The organism is Streptomyces actinomycinicus, from assembly GCF_016741775.1.
GTDB classification, from domain to species: Bacteria; Actinomycetota; Actinomycetes; order Streptomycetales; family Streptomycetaceae; genus Streptomyces; species Streptomyces actinomycinicus.
On sequence record NZ_JAERRK010000007.1, the window covers coordinates 203,999 to 227,991 of the forward strand.

Consider the following 23,993-nt stretch of genomic DNA (forward strand, 5'->3'; position numbering starts at 1 on the left):
AACTCTTTGTTTGATCCAGGTGTACAACTCTTCGCTCTCTTCCCCTGTCGAAGGGGTGAACAGCGGCGTCTGCCCCAGCGTGCGACGCCACCCGGAAGAGGGACCTTTTTCATGACGATCCGTCGGTTGTGCGGAATCCTGCGCGTACGCGGGACCACCGACCTGCTCCTCGTACTCCTGCTCGGCGCCGGCTTCGCAGCGCTGCCGATCTTCGCCCTGCTGCCCTCCCTGTGGGGATTCCTTGCGGCGACGGCCGTGACGTACGTGGTGGACGAGATCCTGCATGTACGGGCTCCGAATTTCGTACGCCGACTGGCAGCGCTGCATCTCGACCGCACCATGCGGTTCGCGGTGCGTACGGTGATGCTGCTCGCACTGGCCAGCCGACTGCGCGCACCGGACGCGGTGCTCGTCGCCGCACTCGCCGTCTTCAGCGCGCATTTCGCGATGATGATGTGTTACACGGCCGTGCACCACGCCATCCGGCGCCGCCGCATCCTGCCTTTGGTCGTGCGCAACCTGGACATGAGCGACCTGCCTGTCCCGCCGCAGCCGCCCGCCCTCCTCTACCGGCGTCACCTGCGCAAGCTGCTGCACCTGGACCTGCCGGCCCACGCCGGACTCCTGGTCGCGGCGGCCACGGGAAGCGCGTCGGCCGCCTACTCCGGTTTCGCGCTGACCGTCATGGTGACCATGGCGGCCGTGGTCGCCCTGCTCGCGCAGTACCGCAGGACACGCCGCATGCCCGACCGCGCGGGGGTGTTCGCCGCCGTCAACCGGCAACTGGCCGCACACCGCCCGGAGGTCGCCCTGTACTTCAGTTTCGCCTCCGTCTCGCGTGACTTCATGTACCAGGTCAACATGTGGATCGACACGCTGGAGCAGCTGGACCTGCGCCCGGTGATCATCCTGCGTGAGCGGGCGTCGTTCCGGTATCTCAGCCGGACCCGGATCCCGGTGGTCTGTGTGCCGAAGGCCGACGACCTCGCCGAACTGGAGCTCTCCGCCGTCCGTGTCGTCCTCTATCCCGGCAATGCAGGCAAGAACGTGCACATGCTGCGCGTCGCCGAGGCGAAGCACGTCTTCATCGGGCACGGCGACAGCGACAAGCTGGCCAGCAGCAACCGGGTCAGCAAGGTGTATGACGAGATCTGGGTCGCCGGCCGTGCCGGCCGCGACCGGTACCAGCGGGTCCGGCACGCCATCAGCGACAGCGCCATCGTGGAGGTGGGACGTCCCCAGCTCGCCCCCATCCGGCTGCACGCCGACCACACCCCCGGCCCCCTGCCCGTCGTCCTCTACGCCCCCACCTGGGAAGGCTGGAGCGACGACGACTGCCACACCTCCCTGATCCCCATGGGCGTGCCCCTCATCGAAAAGCTCCTCGCGGAGAACGTCAGGATCGTCTACAAGCCCCACCCTCTCACCGGCAAGCGGTCCGCCGATGCGGCAGCGGCCGACCGAGCCATCCGGGAACTGCTGCGCGCCGACAACGAGCGGCGCGGCGCCTCGGAGGCGGAAACGGCCATCGCCGCGGCCCGCCCCCAGCTGAAGGAGATCAAGGCCCGCCTCGACGAACTGGCCGGCCGGCACCGGGGTGACGACGCGGCGCAACTGCGCGAGTCCCGGCTACCCGACCATGCGGCCGCTGCCGCCTGGCAGGAACTGCGTGAGGAGTGGCACCGGGTGTTCTGGTCCAGCCACGGCCCGCTCCGCCACAACGTGGTCGTCGGGCAACTGCCCTCCCTGTACGACTGCTTCAACGAGGCCGACATGCTGATCAGCGATGTCTCCTCGGTCGTCGCCGACTTCGTGGCGAGTCTGAAGCCGTACGTGCTGACCAACGCCCAGGACCTGCCCGACGACGCGTTCCGGGCGGCCTACACCACGGCCGGCGGTGCCTACCTGCTGGACCGCGACTGCACCCGCCTGCCGGAGATCCTCGCGTCGATCCGCGCCCCGCACACGGATCCGATGGCCGCGTCCCGCCGCACCCTCAAGGAGTATGTGCTGGGGCCCGACCATCCGACGTCCATGGAGCGCTTCAAGGCGGCCGTGCGCGCCCTGGCGGCCAAGGCGGAGGCGGAACGCAACCAGCGGACGACCGATCTGGCGGCTTGACACACCGGGCCCTGTCTGCTGGTAGCACCAGCCGTCAGTCCGTGTCCGAAGGCGTTGGGATCCGTCCCAGCGGTGCCTGTCCCCTCGGGGTCCGCGCCGTCGGGTACGCGCTCACTCGACCGGTGTGACCGAAGGCCGGACGCCGAACCACTGCTCGGCGCCGTACGCCTCGAACCGTTCCAGCTCGGTGAACCCGAGCTTCGTCGCGAGGCGCATCGAGGGGGCGTTGGCGGTCTGGGTGTAGAGCACCACCGGCTCACCGGGCTGCGCGCCGGCAAACCACTCGAGTGCCGCCGTGCACGCCTCGGTGGCGTACCCGCGTCCCCACGTCTCCGGTAGGAACAAGTAGCCCAGCTCGGTCTCCCCCGCCTCCAGACGACGGCTGCCCGGAGGCTCGGGGGCGTGCGGTTTGAGCTGGATCGTGCCGATCATCGCTCCGCCGAGTTCGACCACGAACCAGCCTCGGCGCTGCCCGGGCACCTCGGGCACCGTGCGTTCGAGTTCGGCGCGCGGTCGAGGGCCACCAAGGTAGGTGTTGACCTCTGGCGAGGCGTTCAGCTCGATGAACGCCTCGCGGTCCCGGGCCTCGGACTCGCGGAGCACGAGCCGCTCGGTCCTGATCGGGGCAGGCGGCCAGGCGACGAGTCCAATTCCAGTCATGCCGACCAATCAATCAGCAGGCTCGACAACGATCAAGACCAGCGGCCCGATCAAGCCACCGGCCCGGCACAACCATCACCGAGTCCCCCGCCCACCGGGAGGGGCTGTGACTCAAGGCCGCCGGTACCGGCAACTCGACGCCGCCCGAAAGGCCGCTGTTGCGTGAGCACCTCGGCCCTGGCTTCGGCGGTTACACGTTGTTGCCGGGGGCGCGGCTTCTCCGTCCGTGTGGCGGGCCCTCGCCCCGGCCACCGGCAGGCTGCAAGGCCGCGGGGAGACCGGTGACGGGCACCTGGGCCACCCCACCGGGTCGGGAGTCGTAGAGCACGCAGTGGAAGCGCCCCGCTTCCTCCCGCCCCGACGGGTCACGGCCGAGGGCCCGTACCGCCTCGACCGCGTACCGCTGCTCCCTCTCATCCGTGAACTTCCGCTGCGGGTAGGTCCGGGACGTGTCCGCCGTGGTCAACAGCCCGTACGCGGCCAGCCTCCGTACGACAGGGTCGTAGGACACGGTCCGCAGCACGAACGCGCTGACCCATACGGGATGCCGGGCACCGTCCAGCAGCGCGGCGAACGTCCTCTCGGTGATGTAGCTACCGCCGCCCGTCAGTGTGATCAGCCCGACCTCCGGCAGGGCGCCGCGCAGCTCCGGCCCGGGCGGCACCCGTTCCAGGTCGTCGGTGAAACCGGCGTCCAGCAGACCCGCCTGGCGGGCGTAGCGCACCGCCGGGGCAGCGATGTCCAGGCCGTACACCCGCACCGCGTGCGGCCGCCGCCGCTCGGTGTAAAACTCCCGGTCCCACGCGGCCAGTTCCTCGGGGGACATGCGCCGTGCCGTGTCGGACGTGTACCGCTCGTACAGCTCCGCGAGCGTCACCTCGTGATTGAGCAGGGCGGCGTTGATGCCGTAGGAGCAGCACAGGTCCAGTACCGCCGGCCCGCCGGGCCGGACGTCACCGTACTCGGCCCGTTCCGCGGCCAGCTGCCGGAACACCGGCTGGGCGTGGTGCGGAATCTCGTACTCCAGCGGGGCCAGCCGTGTGAAGTAGGCACGTGGATCCGGCTGGACGTAGATGTCGTCGAACCGAGACTTGCCACATCCCGCACCGCCAGAGCCAGACCCGCTCACGCCGCACTCCCTCCTCGCATCGCATCCGTCGCTCCATCATGTCCCTCCTCCCCTGTCCCCCTGCCATCCGCCACGCGCGGCGCCCAGGCCGCGCAGTGCTAGTTCACTGGACATGAGCTATCGCACCGGGCGGACGGCTTGCGGGCCGGGGACGGAGCCGGCGGCCGGGACGCGACCGATTCGCGCCGTATCGATCACGTGCCCGGGACGACTGCGGGCCGGATCCCCTGGGGCACCCCGCGTGCGGCCGGCAGTTCCTCCTGCCAGGTCATGGCAGGACACAGGCGCTGCCAGGTATTTCGCACCCTCAGCAGGCAATGGTGGTCCAGGAGTGGCCGGGGAAGGTACGCGAGCCGGCTTGGCCGCTTGCCAGCACGTCGAGTTCGGCGCCGGTGGTCGGAGCGGTGATCACGAACGACAGCGTGGCCTCACCGCCGGAGTCGAAGACGCCGGACGCTCCTGAGGTGTAGGTCTTCTGGCCGACGATCCAGTAGTCGGCCCAGACTGGCCGGCCCGCGTACCACGAGGGCCAGGAGGACGAACCGTGCGCGACGTTCACCGTCACGACGTCCTCGCGGACGTAGGCGTGCCTGCCGCCGACGCCGATGTCGACGGTCTCGCACCGCTGGGACACTCCGGTCACCGTCACGTAGTCGTTCCACGTCGAGGCGTCGACGTAGGCGGTGTTGTCCAGGGTGCAGGGCGCCAGCGGAGCGCTCACGAAGTTGCTGTAGTAGACGCCGACGCCGTGCCACCACACCTGGTAGGTGACGGTCAGTGTCGCGCCCGGTGGTGGGTTGGACACCGAGAAGTTGAACGTGGCGTTCTTCCTGGCGGTGTCGAACGCGCCGGTGGCGGTGCCTGTCTTGGTGCTGCCGCTGATGGTGTAGAACGCGGTGATGGAGGAGTTGGCGGGCGCGTAACCGACGGACTCGAGGTTCAGGGTGATCCGGTCGACGGGTATCGCGGTCGTCATGGGACCGCTGCCGCTGTTCTGCACGCCGCAGTGCTGGTCCAGGTTGGGCGCGACCGGTCCGCCGGGGTCGGCGGAGGCGGATGACGTCCCGGCGGCGGTCAAGCCGATCAGGATGGCGAGAGCGGTGGTCACCGCTCTCCAGGATCTCGAGGTCTTCCAGGTTCTTCGCGTCTCTCGGGCCATCGCGGATGCCCCCCAGGTCGTTGGTGCCGGACGGTGCTCTCCACTTGCGGCGGCAGAGACGCCCGGACGGCACCTACGGTTCCTGGCCCGGTGCAGCCTCGCTCGGACCGCGGCGGCCGCCGTCAGCGATCACAGTGCCCTGCCGACGGCGCCCTCGTCCCTCTCTCCCCCGGCCGCCGTCCCCACCCCCTCGCCTCGTTCCCGCACGCGATCAGAGACGACGGCTCTGGTGAAGCGCTGCGGACCTGGTCGACATCGTGCGCGTCAGGGGAGCTTCGTCGTCGATCCTCCGCACCGGGTGACCGCAGAAGGACGCGTACTGGCAGGTGAGCTAGATTCATGGTCGTCTTCGCACCTCCCGACTGTCTGAGGAACTTCCCGTGTCCCAAATACCGTCCCTGGACGGCCCGAACACTTCGTACACCTCTGCTCAGGTACGACGTAATCGCCTGATCTTCCTCGGTCTCCTCCTTGTCCTCGCGGGCATGGTGGCGTTCTGGGCCTTGGGCCCGTACGACACGAAGGACCAGTCGGCGACGCTCAAGGCCGGTGACTGCTTCCAGAACATCGGAACGGACAAGGAAGCGAAGACCAAGAAGCTCGACTGCACGGACCCGCACGCCGACTACAAGGTCCTGAAGATGGACGAGGACGCAGTCGTCGACACCCTCGCCTGCTCCGACGTCCCCGGTACGACCGGCTCGCTCACCCAGTCCGGCCCTGGAAAATGGTTCGTCGTCTGCTTCAAGGAAAACGACGAGAAGAGCGACAAGTAGCTGGGCTCTTTCTGAGCAGGGGCTGTCAAACGAGCGGTGTGAGTACGGTGGTTGGGTTGGCGGCGAGCTGCTGAGGGGCGGCCGTCGAAGTGATGTGCAAGGCGTTCAAGTGCGGACGGCGTAGCGCTGGTACTGCAGTAGCACCATGCGGCCCCGCCGTCACGTCACGACGGAGCCGGTTCCTGTGCCCGTGTCTGTACCTGTGTGCCTGTGTGCCTGTGCAGATGATCCGCAGCCACCTCCGGCCTTCATAGTCATCGATCTCACGAGCCCGCACACGTTCCGCCACCCGGACGGACGCATGATGACGCGCCGAATGTGCCGGCACCCGAGCGGCGCGTCACATCGCAACAGGGCAAGCGTCGCCTGATACGGCACCAGGTGCCTGCTGATGAGGTGCTGCGGTGCGGTCTCGATGCCGCTGATTCCCGGATTGTGGCGGCCGCCGACGGGAGGCACGGTGGTCTCGGAACCGTTTTGGGCGAGGCAGAAGGCACATGGCCTGTTATGGATGCGCGCTGCGGCTCGTCCTCATCGCGAAGCGAGTGGTAGGAGCCGGAATCCGCAAACTTGCTCTCCGCCGAACGAGTGAGTCGGCACACCGGTCCGAAATATCGTGGCGGACGCGGAACGGCCATTCCGGGCGGGCTTACGGAGGTGTGGTGCATGTCAGAGAAGAACCCGGAGCACGGGACCGCCCACCAGGGTTCCCTGCCGCCCGAAGTCAAGTTGTTGCAGGAAGTCACTCCGCCGTTCTTTCCCGAAGGTGGTACGGGAATGACCATCCTCGTCGACTGGCCTCCCGGACACCCCGGGCTCCCTCCGCATCGCCACTCGGGCCCGTCGTTCGGCTACGTGATGGAGGGCGCGGTCCGCTTCGAGCTTGAGGGTGAGCCGGAGCGTGTGGTTCAGGCCGGTGGGACGTTCTGGGAGCCCGGCGGTGACGTGATCCACTACCAGGACGGCAACGCGCTGTCGGACGCGCCGACCAAGTTCGTGGTGACCATGGTGTGCGCGCCGGGTCAGCCGATGCTCACGTTGGTCGACGAGGAGGAACTGAAGGAACGGGCGCACCTGCGCGCCCCGCGTCCCTCCTAGGGCTGACTCGGGAGATCGACCAGGGTGAGGAGTCCGCGCACCGGCTGGCTGATCAGGACACCCGCCTGGTCGTCGTGGTCGGCCGGTCGGCCGACCGCTCGCCGGGAACCGCAACGACCTCAAGGCATGGGAGGAGGCCAGTTCCACCAAGGCTGCCGTCGGCAAGACCCTCACGATCGCCGACGGCGGCTACCCGGGAACCGGACTCGCCATCCCGCACCGTCGCGACCGCGGCCAGACCGAACTCCCAACTCGGAAAGAAGACCACAACAGGACCCACAAACAGGTCCGAGCCCAATGGCCCGCTCTGCCCGAGGCGGCTCCAAGATCTGCACGGGACACCCTTAGGGCACGGTGAAGAGGACCTTGTTCTCGTCCGCGGCGGGGTCCGCCTGCTTGAGCCTGGCCCTGATGCTGGATCCGAGCTGGAGATCCCGGCCGTTGGTCGAGACGACCTTGGCCAGCACGGCGGGGTCGGCCAGGAACACTTTGCCCTCGCGCGGCCTGCCCCACTCCGCGTCGGTGTCGATGACCGCGGCGTCGAACACCTCGCCCACGCGGTCCTTGAGCACCGCGGCCTCGGCCAGGTCCACGGTCTGCCGCTCCGCCAGGCCGCCCTTCCCCCGAGCCATGTCACACGGGATGCAGGACAGGGCGTCGAGCACCCAGTTCGGCGGGGCCTTGTCCGCGCACGCCGCCACGCACAGTTCACCGGTGTAGCGGTCGACCAGGCGCCGCAGCGGAGCCGTGCAATGGGCGTACGGGGCCGCGATCGCCGCGTGCATCGTGTTCGCCGGCTTCTGGTTGTCGCGGAAGACGGTGTACTCCGCCTTGAGCATCGTGCTCGTGGCCTCGGTGAGGAAGGCCATGTGCTGCTGGTTCCGGGGATCGAGCTTGCGGACCAGCGTGGCGTACGAGATGCCGGGCCGCCAGACGATGCCCAGGGCCTTCGCGATGTCGTGCAGGCGCTTGACCACGTTCTGATCGGCCTGCTCCTTCTGGGTCCGCAGGATGCCCGTACCGGTGTCGAGCATGATCTGGGCCGCGGACATGCCGGTCATGAGGGAGATCTGCTCGTTCCAGCCCTCGACCGGCAGCGTCGCCACGTAGTTCAGCCGGAACGATCCGTCCTTGAGGGTGACCTCCTGGTCCGGCAGGTTCACCGTGATGCCGCCGCGCGCGACCTCGACGGCCTGCCGCAGTTCGCCGATCTCGCGCAGCAGGGCAAGGGACTCCGGGGCCGTGCCGTCCTCGATGGCCTGCTGGGCGCCCGCGTAGTCGAACCGGGCCCCGCTGCGGATCTTCGCCCGGCTCACGGACGAGTCGGTGACGTTGCCGTGGGCGTCGAGATCGTGCTGCCACAGCAGGGCGGGGCGGTCCTCGTTCGGCAGCAGGCTGGCCGCGCCCTCGGAGAGGACCGGCGGGTGCAGGGGCACCTTGAGGTCGGGGAAGTACACCGTCTCGATCCGGTCGTGCGCCTCGGTGTCCAAAGGGCTCCCCGCCCTGACGAAGGCCGCCACGTCCGCGATGGCGTAGTACACCCGGTAGCCGCCCCCGGGCCGCCGTTCCAGGTGCATGGCCTGGTCGAGATCCATCGAGGTCGGCGGGTCGATCGTGAAGAACGGCAGGTGGGTGGCGTCCTTGTCAGGCATGCGCGCCTCACCCCGGGCCTTGTCGGCCGCTTTGAGTACGCGCTTGGGGAAGCTCAGGGGGACCTTCAGCTCCGCGCGGAGTTCCTCCAGCGCGGGGCGCAGAGCGTCCGTGGCCTCGGCAGACATGTGCATCAGGCGGCGTTGCATGCCCCGAACGTAGGGCGGCGGTCACGAACCAGCGCGGCGAGCGGGGCCAAACGGCGGAGGGGACCGGGGCGACGGCGGCCGCCGGGGGGAGGGGACATCGCCGGAGGTCGCGCGACGACAGCTACGGCACCGCCGCGTTGTCGGATCGCCCGTACGCCCAGTACGAGGACGACCCTCTGCCTCGCGATGCACCGCTTCTGGAACGACTCACAACGCAACGGCACCTAGCTGGTCCCCCGCACGCTCGCATGGGGCGTCACGCCTCATCCAGCAAGCCCGACTTCTTCACGGCGCGCGGCGACAGAGTCATGGGGCCGGCCCACCCCGGGCAGTGCGTTCACAGCCCTCTGGAGGGCGGTCGCGTCCTCAGGATCACGGCCGTAACAAAGCCACCCCTCTTCCAGCGCAGCAGACCGGACCTCCCGGGCCAGTCTCTCCACTTCACTCAGATATTCGGCCTGGGTCAGAGCAGATTGCGTCATGCCGCGAAGTCTCGCAGTCGGCATCGATCGAGGCATCACGCCGAGCAACTGGTTCTGCAGCCGAGGCGCACGTGCCGGCCGTGGAGAGGCTGAGGACCAACTCCTCTCCGGCGGGGCGCAATTACTTCCTCGCCCAGGGCCCCCACTCGCCAGCACTGTCCGTGGCCTGCTCGCACGCCAAGGCATCACAGCAGAGATCCGCAGTGTTCCCGACCATGCCGCACCAGCCACAGCCGTACTCCTCGAAGCCGCGGTAAGAACGCGGCGCAGCCGGCAACGCCCACTGCTGACACGCTTCCTGGCCGCCGAACTCACCCACGGGTCGGTCGATCCCCCACCGAAGTCACGTGTCCGATGCCAACTCTTCCCCACCGGTGCGGAAAGCGAGGTCAGTGGCCTGGCGAGGCCGGTTGATCCGATGCCGGAGAGCCGCTCGCCGGAAGGTGATCCTCCGCCCACAGGAACAAGACGGCCAGGGGGATGAGGAAGGCCTTGCCGTGCGGAGAGAGTGCGTAACGCGTTCCCGACGACCGGCCGGGCCGGACGTCTTGGGCGATCAGGTCGATCGCGGTCAGTTCCTGGAGGCGCTGGGCGAGCATGCGGTCGCTGATGCGCGGGACGCGCTCGCGAATCTGTGCGACGTCGGCCGGCCCTTTGGCCAGAGCCATGAGGATCAGGCCGTTCCAGCGCCTGCTGAGCAAGGCGAAGGCCCGAGTGATGGCAGGAGAGCCATCGGTCGACTGCGTGCGTTCGGACGGGCGTACCGGCTGAGAGTGTTGTGGGGTGGTCATGGTGTGTGTCCGTTCCGGTACGGCGCGAGGCATCGCGGTTTGCATACCCCGCGCCGTACTCCGTGGTCATGTTCGTGTTCGTGTTCGTTCCGGGAGTCGGCCCGTGTGTCTGCCGGGCCGCGCCCCTGGGTCAGCGCCTCATTCGCCTTCGGCACCGAGCCGAGGCCCTTGGCGGCCGGTGCCTGATCACATGCGTGAAACGCGCGGCATCAGCCGTCACCGTCATGGCGACGGGCGTGGGCATGCGCGTGCGCGTGACGCGGAACCGACAAAGCCTCGCCGGATCCCGGCACAGCGGGGAGCAACTCCTTGGAAGCCGTCGCACCGGTCTTCGTGCCGCGGCCTTTCCCGGTGACCCAGTGGCCGCACATGACTGCTGTGAGCCCGCAGACACTCCACAGAGCCAGGACGGCGAGATGGCCGGCAGCGGAGTTGCCGTCGAAGTACGTGGTGTCGCGAAGCAGGCTGGCTCCGGCGCCAGGGGGCAGCCACTGGCCGATGTGGTCCACGCCCTTGGGGAGCATCTCCGGGGCAGAGGTGGCGCCGGAGAAGGCGTTCCCGACGAAGACCATGACCGCGGCGCTGAGCCCGAGGCCGGCCGGCCCGAGGAGTCGGATCACGCCGGCGGCGGTGGCGCCGACGGAGAGCAGGTCGAGCGAAAGGATCCCCCAGGTGGCCACGTGATTGTGGGGCAGCGCCCCGAGGAAACCCTGGGCCACGAGATAGACGCCCAGGGCCGCGACGGCGCATGCGACGAGAAGTGTCAGCACGCGGTGCCGCGGGCGTGCCAGGCCGCGAGCCATGGCGACGAACGCCCCGATCAGGATGCCGCAGATCGTGAGCGGGAAGACCGTTGAGCTGAACACCACACCCCGAGGGTCCTCTGCGGCGACAGGCACCACGTCGACCGCCTTCACAAGGATCTTCACAGAGGAATCAGCACCAGCGCCTCCCTGCCGGGCGGCTCCCTGCTGGGCGGCCTTCTGCTGGGCAGCGCCCCGCTGGGCGGCTGCCTGCTTGTGGGCCTTCGCCGGGGCATGCGCACCGGCGGCCTTCTGCCGGGCGGCCTGCTCGGCGATCTGCTGGGTGGTCTTGTCGGCCAGGTGTTGTCCGACATCGGTCAAAAGCTGGGCCACGGAAGGGCTGGCGGCGGTGGCCTTCAGCACGGTGATGCTGTGGCCGGAGATGGCGAGGGCGCCGTAGACATCCCGGTTCCTGATCGCCGATCGCGCGGCCTGCTGGTCGGCATAGAGGTGGAAGTCGAACGCGCCGGGCTTCGCACGGGTCAGTCCCTCCACCGCGTGCTGGCTGGCCGGCCCGGTCCCCACGATCCCGACCGGGACGTCGCGGGGCGAGATCCGCCCCGCCGGCCAGGCGAACGCCATCACCGCCAAAGTGATCACTATGGGCAGTGCCACGGCGGCGATGACCACTTCCCGCCATGCCGGGTGTCCTGACAAGGGGTTCCTCACAACCCGCCCTCTCATAAAAAGAATGATCGTTTTCTTGGATCCCAGTGTGGCCTGCGGCGTCGGCAGACGTCAACACGAATGTTCGTTTTCTTTGGTAGGCTGATCTCATGCCGAAGGTCACCCAGCAGCACATGGATGCCCGCCGCGAGCAGATCCTGGACGCGGCGCGCCGTTGTTTCCTTCGCGACGGTTTCCACTCCACGTCCATGCAGGACCTGTTCGCGGAGGCGGGGCTGTCCGCGGGTGCGGTGTACCGGCACTTCACCAGCAAGGACGAGATGATCCTTGCGATCGTCGAGGAGAACATGCGCGATGTCCTCGACATCACGCTCGCCGTCGCCACGAACCGGCAGGGTCAATCCATGGGGGCGGTCATGGCGGAACTGCTCGACGTGATCCGGGTCAAGTCCGCCGAGGAAGACGTGGCCGGTCTTGCGGTTCTGGTCTGGGGAGAGGCCATGCGCAACCGATCACTGGCCGGCAAGCTCGACGATCTCATGGGAGGCATACGCGCCACTCTGGTCACCTTGGTGCGTGACCAGCAGGAACAGGGCGCTTTGCCCACGAACGTGACGGCTGAGGCGATCGCCTCGACGATGTTCTCCGTCCTCCCCGGCTACATCCTCCAAGTGGCCCTGCTCGATCCGGCTGTCGTGGCCGAGGTGCCTGACGCAGTGCGGGCGCTGTGGCCGGGGCCGGCCGGTGAGCACTGAAACGGCGTCGATGCCCTAGTGCCACCAAGTCTTTCGCTTCACCGGACCGGGTACTACGCGTCTCGGCAGTCAGTCATCCTGCCGTCTCCCGCCATGGACCGTCGGCGCATCGCCACTCTTCATGAACCGTCGGCGTTTCCTCGATAGATGCCGTCGTCGTCTGTGTCACGGGACCAGTCACGGAAGTCGGTGTTTCCCAGATCCGTGTTGACCACGAAGCTTTCCAGGCGCTGACGCGAGATCCGGAAGGACGGTGCGGGTTCACCGGGTGGGTTGTCCACGGCGAGCAGGGGCAGGTCGAGTGAGGTGAGGGTGTGCTGGTCGGCGATGAGGAGGACGCTGTGGCGGGGCCAGTCGTCTTCGTCGCGGCCGATCAAAGTGCGCAACTGGTCTCCTGTCAGGCCGTCGTAGGCGGAGTCGTCGATGGGGGTGACGTCGATGCACTCGCCGTCTTCACCGCCGTGGTCGATGACGTCAAGGAGGCTGCGCCAGGCCTGAGGGGCGGTGAAGCAGGTGCGGACGAGGACGATTCCCCCACCCTCGGCGCGGATTTCGGGGGCGTCGACGGCCGGCTGGTAGGGCGAAGTGCTGGGACCGGTGTAGTCGGCTGCGGGGAGGGTGCTGTGGTTGCTGCTCGTGTGGATCTGCTCGGGCCCGACGGGAGCCTTCCACACCTGGATGAGGTAGGTCTCGGGTGCCGGGCCGGCGCTGGAAGGGCGGGGCCGGCGCGGCAGAGCCGCGTCCTTCGCGTCGGCCCGGCCACGTGCATGGGTGCGGATGCGGTAGGTTCCGGGACCGTCGAAGGCGAGATTGGTGGTCAGCGCTTCTTCGCAGCCGGCGACGAAGGCCTGGCCTCTGGCGAGGACGGCGGAGATGTCGAGGACGTCGTCCCAGCCCTCCGTGTCCAGCGAGGGCTGTTCGGCGTGCAGTTCCACGGTGACGCGGACGTAGCCGCGTACGAAGCCGGTCAGGATGGTACCGAAGTCCTTGTGGAAGCCGATGAGGCCGTTGGTGACGCCGGAGTGTTCGGGGAACTCCATGACCCCTTGGAGCATGGGATCGATGAGCAGATCATGGTCTTCGACGTAGAGGTCCTTGGTCTCGCCGGTCACGCCGTCTTCCACTCCGCCTCTTCCTTCCCGTGTACGACGCTGGGAGCCGCTCCCGACGGTCGAGAGCAAGACCCAGATCATCGATGAGCTGCGACAGGCATACTTTGCGGCGATAAGGCCTCCGAGCTGCATGTTTTCATATACATCACAAGATCGTCACGGGTGCTGCACAATGCGCGATCCGTCTGCGACACTCGCTGCTCACCACCGTGCGGCGCGGAGCTGTGCCTCGACCGCGAACACAGCAACCGAGGATGAAGCGCGCCGACGGGATCGCTTGAAAGGCCCCTGGCGCCGGTGCGCGTCAGCGGCCTGAATGAAGGAGAGACACCACATGGGCAAGCGCGTTGCGCTGTCTATTGCCGCTGCGCTCGGAGTCGTCGGCTTCGTGGCCCCGGCGGCGTACGCCGACGGCGGCTCGGGCGACACCGAGATCTCGGGTGTGACCGTCAACAGCGGTTCGGATGTCGTCATCGGCACCACATACGCAAAGACGTTCGACGTGACGATCTATGCCTACGACGACTCGGGCCTGCTCTCGGCGGACACCACTCTTGAGGGGCCCGGCTTCGGATTCGCCGACGACAAGACCATCTGTGAGACCGACAGCGAGTGCACGCACTCGTTCACCTTCGACCCCCAGGTCGACTTGGACAACAGCCAGGCGGGTACCTGGTACGCGGGCTCCTGGGTGGACGCACTGGACGGCGACTACCGGTGGGACGAGCGCATCGACAGCTTCCGCCTCAAGCGCGCGAGCACGCTGACGACGAACGCATCCCCGGAGCCGGTGACCAAGGGCAAGACAGTCACCGTCACGGGTACGCTCAAGCGCGCGAGCTGGGACGACTACCAGTACCACGGCTACACCGGCCAGCCGGTCAGACTCCAGTTCCGCAAGAAGGGCACCAGCACCTACACCACCGTGAAAACGGTGAAGACCGGCAGTGCCGGTGCCCTGAAGACCACGGTCACGGCCTCCACCGACGGGTACTGGCGGTGGAATTTCGCCGGCACCACGACCACCGGCGCCAAGACTTCCACCAGCGACTACGTCGACGTGCGGTAAGCCTGCCAACCCCGGGGCCAGCGGACTGGTCGGCTTTCTGAAGCTCGATCGCCGTCACGACTTCCTGTGCGGCGGCGGTCGAGGGGCTGGGTCCTAAGAGGTCGTTACAGAATGAGCGGTTCGCGACCGGCCGGGTTTCCGGCTCCGTCCCTCTTTCCCGGGTGCGGCAGCCTACCCATCGCCGACCGTTAGCCGCTTGGATAGGCTCCGCGGGAACCCTTCAGGAGGTGTCATGGCGAAGGTCACCATCAGCCTGGACAGCGATTTGGCCATCGAGGTCATGCTGCTGGCCGGCACCAGGAGCCCGCAGGACGCTGTCGAGTTGATCGTCCGAGACTACCTGGCACGGGGTCACCGCACCGAGGCTCGCGCCGGTAACGCCGCCGACCAGGATCGCCTCGCCGACCGGCGGTCAGCGCCGGAAGAGGGCCGTTGAGCACTTCAGGTGAGATCGGCGTGTCGGCTGGTGGTCAAAGGTCCTTCTGGGCAGGGTCCGGCTGGTGTCTATCGATCTTGTCTCCGACAACCTGTGGGAGCGAATAGCTCCACTGCTGCCAGAGCGGCCGCCCCGACGTCACCGTCATCCCGGGCGGCTGCCGGTGCCGGACCGAGTTGCGCTGGCGGGCATCGTGTACGTGCTGCGCAAGGGAGTGGCCTGGTGCGACGTCCCAGTCCAGGTCGTCGGCTGCTCGGGGGTAACCGCCTGGCGTCGGCTGCGGGACTGGACCGAGGCTGGCGTCTGGCCTCGCCTTCATGAGGCACTCCTGGCCGAGCTGCGAGCAACCGGCCTGCTGGACATGGACGATGCGGCCATCGACGGCTCCCACATCAGGGCCCTCAAAGGGGGGCTCACGTCGGCCCTTCACCAGTCGACCGCGGCCGCCCCGGCTCCAAGCACCATGTGATCGTCGACCACCACGGCACGCCCCTGGCCGTCTCCCTGACCGGCGGGAACCGGCACGACATCACACAGTTGATTCCCCTGCTGGACGCGATACCCCGCATCCGAGGGGTGCGCGGACGCCCCCGCAACCGACCCAAACGGCTCTTCGCCGACCGGGGCTACGACTACGACAAGTACCGCCACCTGCTGCGGAAACGCGGCATCAGACCCTTGATCGCCCGACGCGGCGTTGCCCACGGCTCCGGACTCGGCCGCACCCGCTGGGTCGTCGAGCGGACCTTCGCCTGGCTCCATCAGTTCAAGCGACTCCGTGTCCGCTACGAGCAACGAGCCGACCTCCACCAGGGACTGCTCGAACTCGCCTGCAGCATCATCTGCCTTCGACGGCTCCGCACGTCATTCTGAAATGATCAGTAAGCATGGTCAGGCGCAGGGGCGGCTCCCCGGGGACCAGCTGCTCCCCCGCCGCTCGCGCCGACGGCGGCGCCCACCGAAAGAAACAAGCCCACTGGCTGCCCCGTCGGCGAGGCTTGACCGAGCGGGGTGCGACCTTGACCGAGCAGGGCGCCACCACCGCCTTCGTCACCGCCCGCCGTCTGCTGCGGATGCCGACAACCCGTGCGGAGTTCGGCGACATCGCCGACCGCGCGTCTCGATAGGTCGTCGGTACGTAGAACTCGTGCCCTTGGGCCCAGTGTCCGGCCCCGTTCACCGCGCAGCGTCCCCGTGGCCGGCTGGGGTCACCGCTCCAGAAGAGGGCGCCGCAGCTTGCGCAGTACCGCCACTTCGACTGGTAGCCGTTGACTTCGCCGCCGAGGCTGTGGGGGACGGCGAGTTTGTGCCGGCGGAAGGGTTCGATGAAGTTCCACTGTATTGCTGCCCGGTACTCACCAGCTAGGGGTCGCGCTCAGCCGGTGGACTCCCGGCTCGTCCCTATCGATACGTCGGTTCAGGCGGCGGTTTTGTTCACGAAAACCGGCAGCACGCCTATGCGACTCGGGCAGCATTCGTAGCTCGGCAGAAATCGAACAGTTCACGACTTGAGGCAGCACGGGCCCCTGCCGAGAGTTCAGCAGGGGCCCACGGTGTGGAGAGCTTCGGAGGGCCGGGACGTGTCCTCGGTGAGCGGCATGCCGGCCGACATCGGCTACCGTCTGCTGCCGGCCTGGCGGCCCGCCGGCCTCACTTCAGATGTCGGGTGAAGAACTGGGCCGCGGCGTCTCCCGCGAACTGCGGGACGCCGGTGTGACCGCCCATGTTGGCGTGCAGGGACTTCTCCTTGGAGCCGAAGGCGTCGAACAGGTCCAGGGCCGCCTGCCGGTCGTTGCCTTCGTCGTCCCACTGCAGCAGGACGTGCAGGGGAATGGTGACCTGCCGGGCCTCCTCGAACATGGCGCGAGGCACGAAACTGCCGGCGAAGAGGCCGGCGGCCACGATGCGCGGCTCGACCACCGCGAGCCGGATGCCGATGGAGATCACTCCGCCCGAGTAGCCGACCGGACCGCCGATCTCGGGCAGCGAGAGGAGGGCGTCCAGGGCGGTCTGCCATTCGGGGACTGCCCTTTCGACCAGCGGGAGAATGAGGGCGTCGACGATCTCGTGGCTGACCGGCTCGCCGGTCTCCCGCGCCCGGCGCAGGTCGGCGCGGGCCTGCTCGGCGGCGGGCCAACGGGGCCGGTCGCCGCTTCCGGGGTGCTCGATGGTGGCCGTGGCGAAGCCCTCCGCCGCGGAGTGCCGGGCCCGTGCCACCAGTCGGGGGTACATCTTGCGCAGCCCGAGGGTGGGGTGGCCGAGCAGAATCAGCGGCACCGGTGCGGTGACGGATGCGGACGCGGGTGTCCACAGGATGCCGGGGATCTCGCCGAGGGTGAACTCGCGTTCGAGGACGCCGTCGTCGAAACGCTGCTGGGAAGTGAAATGCATGGTCGTGCCTTTCGGGAGTGCACTGAGACGGCGCTCCCGGACGACCTATCGCCCGACCGTGACCCCGGAGGGAAGCACCCATGTCGATACGTTCACGGGTACCACCTCCTCGTTCTCTCGCACGGCCTCCGGCAAAGTAGCAGTGGTCGCCGTTGTCCGCCAACGGGTTTTCGCGCTCTCCGTGGCCGGAGACCACGCGGACCCAGCCGGTCAGCAGTGGGGTCCCTCGGCGCCGGGTGTGCCGTCCTGGTGCCGGGCCGCACTCGGTGCGTCACTCGGCGCGGGCGGTGAGGCGTCCGGCGGCGTCGAGCCGTGCGAGGCGGTCGTGTTCCCTCTCGGCCCACCGGCGCACCCGGTCCGGGTCGAGCGGGGTGCCGTGGCCGACGTGGAGGGTGGTGGGGTTGAGGGCGAGCATCTCGCGCAGGCTGGCGAGGTTCTGCCGAGGGTCGTCGTGGAAGGGCGGGTTGGCGGGCCTGCCGGGGATCAGGCCCATGAAGGAGTTGGCGATCAGGTCGCCGGCGACGAGGTCGCCGTCGTCGGTGAGGACCGAGACCGATCCGGCGGTGTGGCCGGGGGTGGGCATGATGCGTGCCGCGACCCCGAAGTCCTCCAGGCTCGTCTCGCCGCGGATGAGCACGCCGGGTTCGAAGGGTTCGGCCTGCACGTGGAGGTTGTTGTTCCGGTCCATGAGGCGGCCCATCGGGCCGGTGGGCAGGTACGGTTCGCGGACGCGGCCGGAGCGGTAGGGCCCGAGGTCGGCGATGTGACCGGCGACGGGCGCGCCGGTGAGCCGGTGCAGTTCGGCGGCGGAGCCGAAGTGGTCGATGTGGCCGTGGGTGATGACGATCAGCGAGACGTCGGCGGGGTCGACGCCGTGGGCGGTGATCCGGCCGTAGATCTTCTTGCCGCTGCCGGGGGTGCCGGCGTCGACGATGACGGGCCGGCGGCCGAGCAGGAGGTAGGCGTTGATGTTGTGCCGGCCCATGACCGGGATCGGGACGACCTGCGTGCGGGACATGGTTTTCCTCCGAAGTGTGCTGGTCGATGGTCGATGCCATGCCGTGCGGGCACGGCGGAGCCCGACCGGTGCGACAGACCGCCCGGTAGGCGCCGGACCGCTGGAGGACGGCGACGCCCTCCGGGCCGACGCCGGCGCCCGGGCTGTGCTCTTAAGTGGTGTGGGTGGTAGGGGTCAGAAGCGGCGGCGGTATTCGGCCGGGGTGGTGCCCAGACGCCGTCGGAAGACGCGGTGCAGCGTCTCCACGGAGCCGAGACCGCTGGCAGCGGCGACCTCCGGCAGGCTCCGATTGCTGTCCTCCAGCAGTCGCCGGGCGCCCTCCAGCCTGGCCGCTTCCACGTAGGCGGCCGGTGTCGTGGAGGTGCGCTGCTGGAACAGCCGGGTGAAGTGGCGCACGCTCAGGTGAGTCCGGGCCGCCAGGGCTTCGAGGGAGAGGTCCTCGGTGAGGTGTTCGGCGATCCACAGCCGCACCTCGTCGATCCGGTCGTCCTCGGAACTCTGGACGGACAGCGGCACGCTGAACTGGCTCTGCCCGCCCGAGCGTTTGACGTACATCACCATCATCCGGGCCGTCGCGAGCGCGAGGTCCTGGCCGTGGTCCTCGGCGACCATGGCCAGTGCCATGTCCATCCCCGAGGTGACGCCGGCGCAGGTCCATACCTGCCCGTCCCGGATGAAGATCGGATCCGGGTCGACTCGGACACTGGGGTTCTCGGCGGCCAGTCTGGCTGCGGTGAGCCAGTGCGTGGTGGCGGGTCGGCCGTCGAGCAGCCCGGCGGCGGCCAGCAGGTGCGCTCCCGCGCAGATCGATCCGGTCCGCCGGGCCCGGGGTGCCGCATGGCGCAGCCAGTGGGTGACCTCGTGGTCGACCACCGGCTCCACGCAGTCGTCGACCAGCTCGATCGCTCCCGCCACCAACAAGGTGTCGACCGGGCCGGTCACGTCGTCGAGGGTCAGGTCGGCCATCAGCCGGACGCCGCTGGAGGTGACCGCCGGACCGCCGTCGGCCGTCGCGATCTGCACGAGGTAGGCGGGCCGGTCGGCCCCGGCAACCCGGGAGGCGACGGAGAACACCTCGGCCGGGCCGGTGACGTCCAGCAGCTCGATGCCGGGGAAGGCGACGATCACAACGCGGTGCGGTGGGGGCATGCCCTGATCATTCCGCCCGCCGGACATGGCCGCAATGACCAGGATCTGTCACATCAGGCCATCGAGGGCAGGCTGACCGGCTTACCGGCGCCAAAGTTCCCGGCGAGGTGGGCTCGGTCCGGGCGACTCCTGCTCGTTGGCCGCGACCTCGGTATCAACCACCGCCGGTCACCGTCAGGCCCGAGTCGAGCCGGTCACCGTCAGGCCGGTGCTGTGCCGGTCACCGTGATACCGGTGTGGGAGCGCAGCACCATGAGTGCTCGCAGGCCGGCCGCGATGGGTTGTCAGCCGATCCGTTCGGCCAGGGCGAGGATGATGCCTGAGGGGCCGCGGAGGTAGCAGAGGCGGTAGATGTCCTTGTACTGCGCCACCTCGCCGATCAGTTCGGCACCGTGGGGGCGCAGGCGGGCGATGGTGCCGTCGATGTCGTCTACGGCGAACATGACCCGGTGCAGACCCAGCGTGTTCGGTGGTGGGTTGTGCAATCCGTCGCCGATCGCCGCCGGGGTGTGGTACTGCGCTAGCTCCAGCTTGCCGTGACCGTCCGGGGTCCGCATCATCGCGATGTCGCTGCGGACTCCGTCGAGCCCGACGGCCTGATCCGCGAAGAGGCCCTCGATCTTCGCCTTGCCTTCGACCTCCATGCCCAGTTCGGTGAAGAAGGCGACAGCGGCGTCCAAGTCTTCGACAACGATGCCCACGTTGTCCATCCGCTGGAGCGTCATGACGGTTCTCCCTGTGCATTGCGCGGCCCTTCCCGGCCACCGGTATACCGAGGACGGAGCCAGCGGGCCATGCTCGACACCCCGTAGACAGGCCGAGTTCCGGTGTCCCGCTTCTGGCTCCGCCCTGGGGTCGGCGCGGCACAGATAGCCTGCGCGAATGGAGTGGATTCAGCGGGCCGCCGGCGTGATCGTCGGCTCAGCGGTGGGTGACGCCTTGGGCGGCCCCTTCGAGTTCGGCCCTCCGGGAGCGTTCTCGGCTCGGTTTCCCGCGCCTGGTGCCGGTGGCGAGATGTGCGGAGGTGGTGGCTGGGACCCCGGCGAGGCCACTGACGACACGCAGATGGCCGTCCTGGTCGCGGAGTCGCTGCTCGAGCGGGGCGGACTGGATCTGCCGGACGTCTTCGCCCGCTTCCAGCGGTGGGCAGCGTCAGAGCCGAAGGACATCGGCCTGCAGACCGAGGACGTCCTGACCAACGGCATGCCCTGGGACCTCGCCGCTGCGATGCATTTCCAGGTCAACCAACGCGCAGCGGGGAACGGCTCCTTGATGCGGGCATCGACCTCCGCGGTCCACTTCGCGGCCGCCGGCCGAGAAGCCACCATGGACGCGGCACGCCGCATCGCTGCCCTCACCCATGGTGACCGCGCGGCCTGGGAAGGCACCGCGATCTTCCACGAACTCATCCGCGTCACGCTCGAGGACACCGACCCGCTCACCGCGCTCCCGGACACCCTGGCTCTTGTCCACCCCGGCCACCGCGGTCGCTACGCCACAGTCCTCGCGCCCGACTGGCACCCCGATCAGGCGACCGAGTTCAACGGTGCCGTCTGGCCCTGTCTGGGCTCCGCCGTCTGGGCCCTGCGTACCACCATCAGCTTCGAAGACGCGATACGCGCGGCGATCGACCTCGGCGGTGACACGGACACCGTCGCCGCGGTGACCGGAGGCCTCGCGGGGGCGTATTACGGGCTGGACGCAATTCCAGCCCGCTGGACCCAGCCACTCCATGTCCCTCTCCCGGGATTCGATGGACGAGTGCTGCACCTGGCAGATCTGCTCCACCTTGCACACCGCCTCGGAGAGGGCCGTTGAGGAGGGCCGTTGTTGACACAGGAGTGGTAGCCCGCATGAAAGGAACGCTGGTGGAGTGGGAGCGGGACCGGCTGGCCGTACGAGCGGTGGCGCGCGATGAACGGACGGTGTGTGCTCGCCAACCGGCAGGACGGAGGGGGGATTCGAGTGACTGCGACCTGCGTCATTCTTGATATCGGTGGCGTTCTGGAGATCACGCCGGCGAACACGACGTGCAGGGGGAGGTAGCGGCCCGATTTGGGCTCGACGCGCCCCAGGTGGACGCCTTCATGCTGATCTGCGAGGGCAACGCCACGACGATCGCGCGGATCACAGCTCATCTGGACGCTGGTCCCCCGGTTGCAGGGCGTGTCCAGATCGGATGACGTCGGCCCGGGTGGGAGGGGCGGCGAGCGGAGAGCAGGTTTTGATCACCGGCGAATAGGCTCAGGCCATGACCAGTGACTGGCGGAAGGACCGGATCGGGGCTGCTCTGCGGGGCGAGAATCCGACTGTGGTGCGGCAACTTGAGTCCGGCTTCGCGGTGATCGGCGACGTTCAGTTCCTGCCCGGCTATTCAGTGCTCCTCACGGACGAGCCGGGTGTTCAACGGCTGTCCGACCTGCCCCGGGCCAAGCGGCTGTCGTTTCTGTCCGACATGGAGCGACTCGGAGAAGCGGTTGAGCGGGCCTGCCGGCGGCTGGACCCCGGGTTCCGTCGGGTCAACCTGGAGATCCTCGGCAATACGGATCCGTTCTTGCATGCCCATGTCTGGCCGCGGTTCGAGTGGGAGCCACCTGAGCTGGTGGGCAGGCCGGTGTGGCTGTACCCGCGTGACCGGTGGAGTGACGAGCGGTTCCGGCTCGGCCCGCAGCACGATGGGCTGCGGGATGCGATCGGCAGCGAACTGGATCAGCTGATGGCCTGACCGGGTGGGGCCGCCGACCGCAAGTCGACGGGCCCGTGGCTATGCTTCGGGGCCGTTCTGAAGTTGGTCAGCGATGGCATGGGCGATCGCGTTGGTGATCGAGTCGGGTTGCCATGCCCACTGTCCGTTGGGGTTGCACTCGAGGAAGTACCAGTCACCGGTGGGCGTGACGGCGAAATCGAAGGCACCGAAGGCTAGTCGGGAGATGGTGAGGTAGGCGGACACCGAGCGCGCGATCCGGTCGGGAACGTCGATCGGCGTGCACTTCATCAGGGATTGCCGCTGCCGCCAGTCGAGATCGGGACTGTCGATCCGGACAGCGAACACCCTGTCGCCGACAGCGGTGAGACGGGCGTCGAACGCCTTCTCCACCTTGGCCTGGAACAGGTGCGGGCAGCTCGCCACGTCGGGCGTGATCTCGTGCGGGCGTACCTCGCGTACCCATACCTGTTGTGCCCGGCCGTCGATCGTATAGGGGGTGTTCCACAACGGCTTGTAGACCACTGCGCCGGTGTGCTGTCCAACGAACTCCCGCGCCCGGTCGTGGTCGTTGGTGATCAGCGTGCTGGGGACCGACAGGCCGCTGCGCTGTGCGGTGACGAGCTGGGCCGGTTTGTACTCGGCCGCTCGGTTGTTCCACGGGTGGTTGACGTAGTGGGCTCCGGGGAGCGACGCCAGGATGCCGCCGCCGCCCCACAGGGATTGCGAGGCGGCGAACCGGCGCTCCTGGCCGTCCAGTTCGGGCGGGCCGTCGAAGGGTGAGGGACGGCGTGTCCAGACGGAGCGCACCTTGGTGAGGTCGAGTTCGCGGGTCGGCGTGCGCAAGGTGCCGCGTTGGTCGCCCGTGCCGTACGTGGCGGTGAGCGCGGCACCTGTGTGCAGGTCTGTGCCGGGATCGAGACGGACCGCCGGGACCTTGCGTTCGGCGAGGATGCGCAGTACCAGGTCGGCTGTCACGTCATGAGCGCTGGTCAGTACCAGTACCGACCCGCCCGGGCCTGTCGTCACGAGTAGTCGTGGTCGGAGTCCGACGAGTCGTCCGAGTCGTAGCTGTCGGCGCAGCTGGTACTCGTGGAGCTTGAGGTGCTGCTTGAGGTGCTGCTGGATTGGTGGTCGTGGAGTTCGACCGTGCGGCCGTGTTCGTCGATGACGACGGCGATCTGGGTGTCGGGGTCGATCACCGGGATGCACATGGGAACCGGCTCGGTCTCGGCATACGGTGCCATGCGGGTGGTGCCCCAGGGTGCGCCGGGGTTTCGCGTTTCCATTGTTCCACTCCCTCGCTTCCGACTGTTCGTTTTGGATGGGCTTCCCCTGTCCGGGGAGGTCTGCGAGGCCGCTTCAGGCGGCTTGTTGCTTGGCAACCGCCGCCATGAGCGACCGGCCTGCCGGGGCCGGCTCCGGCCCGTGCCGCAAGGCGCCGGGATGGGGGCCGTGGTCACTCACGCTCTGCGGATGAAGTCGATCTGAACCGATGCGAGGAACGGCTGCACGCTGACACAGTCCCAGCCGATCGGCTCCACCGCAGTGATGATCTTGTCGATTTCCTTGCGGATCGCCTTCATGGACACTCTGGCGCGGCTATCGATGTCGAACCCGGCGGCGAACGTCGCATCGCCCCTGCCATAGGCCGTTCTGGCGTCTGAAGTGAGCTTTTGCATTCGCCACGCGTGTAGCAGCCCCATGTCGGTCCTCTTCGTTGCGGATGGCTCTGGTGATACGGAGGTCGGCAGGATCCCGACGCGTTTCCCGGCCTGCTGAACCAGGCGCCGGCTTCGTGCGCCTTGCTCCCGCAGTGCTCGCTGCACCGCGGCTCCGGGACCGGTCGGAACGGTCTGCTGCGATACGTTCATCGTGCCGAGGGGCGTTGAAATATGGATGAAATCCCGGTTC

23 protein-coding genes and 1 pseudogene are annotated in these 23,993 nt (G+C 68.3%); 10 read left to right on the forward strand and 14 right to left on the reverse strand.

Annotated features, from left to right (window positions below; translation table 11 throughout):
- The first annotated feature begins 111 nt into the window (after positions 1-111).
- Positions 112-2,121, forward strand: coding sequence for a hypothetical protein (locus tag JK359_RS16810; protein WP_201836316.1), 2,010 nt, complete (start codon positions 112-114; stop codon positions 2,119-2,121).
- 111 nt (positions 2,122-2,232) lie between these two features.
- Here JK359_RS16810 and JK359_RS16815 read toward each other — a convergent pair whose 3' ends face one another.
- From JK359_RS16815 to JK359_RS16825, 3 genes are all read right to left on the reverse strand, one after another.
- A complete protein-coding gene (locus JK359_RS16815) occupies positions 2,233-2,781 on the reverse strand; it encodes a GNAT family N-acetyltransferase (protein ID WP_201836318.1) in 549 nt (182 codons plus the stop codon).
- Positions 2,782-2,971: 190 nt separating this feature from the next.
- Complete coding sequence (locus JK359_RS16820; RefSeq protein ID WP_307788134.1) at positions 2,972-3,910, reverse strand: hypothetical protein; 939 nt, start codon at positions 3,908-3,910, stop codon at positions 2,972-2,974.
- A gap of 307 nt (positions 3,911-4,217) precedes the next feature.
- Complete coding sequence (locus tag JK359_RS16825) at positions 4,218-5,018, reverse strand: hypothetical protein (protein ID WP_201836320.1); 801 nt, start codon at positions 5,016-5,018, stop codon at positions 4,218-4,220.
- Positions 5,019-5,449: 431 nt separating this feature from the next.
- On the opposite strand from JK359_RS16825, the gene JK359_RS16830 reads away from it, so the two are divergent.
- The 3 genes and pseudogenes from JK359_RS16830 to JK359_RS16840 all read left to right on the forward strand — a co-directional run.
- Positions 5,450-5,845, forward strand: coding sequence for an LppU/SCO3897 family protein (locus JK359_RS16830; protein ID WP_201836321.1), 396 nt, complete (start codon positions 5,450-5,452; stop codon positions 5,843-5,845).
- Between the two features lie 666 nt (positions 5,846-6,511).
- A complete protein-coding gene (locus tag JK359_RS16835; protein ID WP_201836322.1) occupies positions 6,512-6,943 on the forward strand; it encodes a cupin domain-containing protein in 432 nt (143 codons plus the stop codon).
- Positions 6,944-6,993: 50 nt separating this feature from the next.
- Positions 6,994-7,241, forward strand: a pseudogene (locus tag JK359_RS16840) (IS5/IS1182 family transposase); the annotation flags it as partial.
- A 46-nt stretch (positions 7,242-7,287) separates the two neighbouring features.
- Here JK359_RS16840 and JK359_RS16845 read toward each other — a convergent pair.
- The 3 genes from JK359_RS16845 to JK359_RS16855 all read right to left on the reverse strand — a co-directional run bounded on the left by JK359_RS16845 (position 7,288) and on the right by JK359_RS16855 (position 11,448).
- Positions 7,288-8,742, reverse strand: coding sequence for an RNB domain-containing ribonuclease (locus JK359_RS16845; RefSeq protein WP_201836323.1), 1,455 nt, complete (start codon positions 8,740-8,742; stop codon positions 7,288-7,290).
- Between the two features lie 871 nt (positions 8,743-9,613).
- The gene (locus JK359_RS16850) at positions 9,614-10,015 is read right to left on the reverse strand and encodes a winged helix-turn-helix transcriptional regulator (RefSeq protein ID WP_201836324.1); all 402 of its coding nucleotides are present in this window, start codon (positions 10,013-10,015) and stop codon (positions 9,614-9,616) included.
- Between the two features lie 209 nt (positions 10,016-10,224).
- A complete protein-coding gene (locus JK359_RS16855) occupies positions 10,225-11,448 on the reverse strand; it encodes an ABC transporter permease (RefSeq protein ID WP_201836325.1) in 1,224 nt (407 codons plus the stop codon).
- A 146-nt stretch (positions 11,449-11,594) separates the two neighbouring features.
- Here JK359_RS16855 and JK359_RS16860 point away from each other — a divergent pair, with 146 nt between their 5' ends.
- The gene (locus JK359_RS16860) at positions 11,595-12,200 is read left to right on the forward strand and encodes a TetR/AcrR family transcriptional regulator (RefSeq protein WP_201836326.1); all 606 of its coding nucleotides are present in this window, start codon (positions 11,595-11,597) and stop codon (positions 12,198-12,200) included.
- A 119-nt stretch (positions 12,201-12,319) separates the two neighbouring features.
- On the opposite strand, the gene JK359_RS16865 is transcribed toward JK359_RS16860, so the two are convergent.
- A complete protein-coding gene (locus JK359_RS16865) occupies positions 12,320-13,324 on the reverse strand; it encodes a DUF6924 domain-containing protein (protein WP_201836327.1) in 1,005 nt (334 codons plus the stop codon).
- 322 nt (positions 13,325-13,646) lie between these two features.
- Between JK359_RS16865 and JK359_RS16870 the strand changes: the two genes are divergently transcribed.
- From JK359_RS16870 to JK359_RS16880, 3 genes are all read left to right on the forward strand, one after another.
- Positions 13,647-14,381 (forward strand): calcium-binding protein, encoded by a 735-nt coding sequence (locus JK359_RS16870; RefSeq protein ID WP_201836328.1) that lies wholly within the window; start codon positions 13,647-13,649, stop codon positions 14,379-14,381.
- A gap of 232 nt (positions 14,382-14,613) precedes the next feature.
- Positions 14,614-14,817, forward strand: coding sequence for a hypothetical protein (locus JK359_RS16875; protein ID WP_030677427.1), 204 nt, complete (start codon positions 14,614-14,616; stop codon positions 14,815-14,817).
- Positions 14,818-14,881: 64 nt separating this feature from the next.
- A protein-coding gene (locus JK359_RS16880; RefSeq protein ID WP_201836330.1) for an IS5 family transposase occupies positions 14,882-15,690 on the forward strand; the annotation gives its coding sequence in 2 pieces (ribosomal slippage) (positions 14,882-15,221 and positions 15,221-15,690; 810 coding nt in all).
- 777 nt (positions 15,691-16,467) lie between these two features.
- Here the strand turns inward: JK359_RS16880 and JK359_RS16885 are convergent.
- From JK359_RS16885 to JK359_RS16900, 4 genes are all read right to left on the reverse strand, one after another.
- Positions 16,468-17,208, reverse strand: a complete 741-nt coding sequence (locus JK359_RS16885; protein WP_201836332.1) for an alpha/beta hydrolase — start codon at positions 17,206-17,208, stop codon at positions 16,468-16,470.
- A 271-nt stretch (positions 17,209-17,479) separates the two neighbouring features.
- A complete protein-coding gene (locus JK359_RS16890) occupies positions 17,480-18,226 on the reverse strand; it encodes an MBL fold metallo-hydrolase (protein WP_201836334.1) in 747 nt (248 codons plus the stop codon).
- A gap of 174 nt (positions 18,227-18,400) precedes the next feature.
- The gene (locus JK359_RS16895; RefSeq protein WP_201836335.1) at positions 18,401-19,375 is read right to left on the reverse strand and encodes a GlxA family transcriptional regulator; all 975 of its coding nucleotides are present in this window, start codon (positions 19,373-19,375) and stop codon (positions 18,401-18,403) included.
- A gap of 284 nt (positions 19,376-19,659) precedes the next feature.
- On the reverse strand, positions 19,660-20,100 hold the full coding sequence (locus tag JK359_RS16900) for a VOC family protein (protein ID WP_201836337.1): 441 nt from the start codon (positions 20,098-20,100) through the stop codon (positions 19,660-19,662).
- Between the two features lie 157 nt (positions 20,101-20,257).
- Between JK359_RS16900 and JK359_RS16905 the strand changes: the two genes are divergently transcribed.
- Entirely contained in the window at positions 20,258-21,193 is a 936-nt protein-coding gene (locus tag JK359_RS16905; RefSeq protein WP_201836340.1) for an ADP-ribosylglycohydrolase family protein, read from the forward strand.
- A 433-nt stretch (positions 21,194-21,626) separates the two neighbouring features.
- Positions 21,627-22,100 (forward strand): HIT family protein, encoded by a 474-nt coding sequence (locus JK359_RS16910; protein WP_201836344.1) that lies wholly within the window; start codon positions 21,627-21,629, stop codon positions 22,098-22,100.
- A gap of 39 nt (positions 22,101-22,139) precedes the next feature.
- Here the strand turns inward: JK359_RS16910 and tgmB are convergent, their stop codons facing one another.
- From tgmB to JK359_RS16925, 3 genes are all read right to left on the reverse strand, one after another.
- Positions 22,140-23,108 carry an ATP-grasp ribosomal peptide maturase gene (gene tgmB, locus JK359_RS16915; RefSeq protein ID WP_201836347.1) on the reverse strand — a complete coding sequence of 323 codons (969 nt, stop codon included), beginning with the start codon at positions 23,106-23,108 and terminating at the stop codon, positions 22,140-22,142.
- On the reverse strand, positions 23,105-23,368 hold the full coding sequence (gene tgmA, locus JK359_RS16920) for a putative ATP-grasp-modified RiPP (protein ID WP_201836349.1): 264 nt from the start codon (positions 23,366-23,368) through the stop codon (positions 23,105-23,107). Before tgmA ends, tgmB begins: the two co-directional genes overlap by 4 nt.
- Positions 23,369-23,542: 174 nt before the next feature.
- Positions 23,543-23,953, reverse strand: coding sequence for a hypothetical protein (locus JK359_RS16925; protein ID WP_201836351.1), 411 nt, complete (start codon positions 23,951-23,953; stop codon positions 23,543-23,545).
- Between the last annotated feature and the right edge of the window lie 40 nt (positions 23,954-23,993).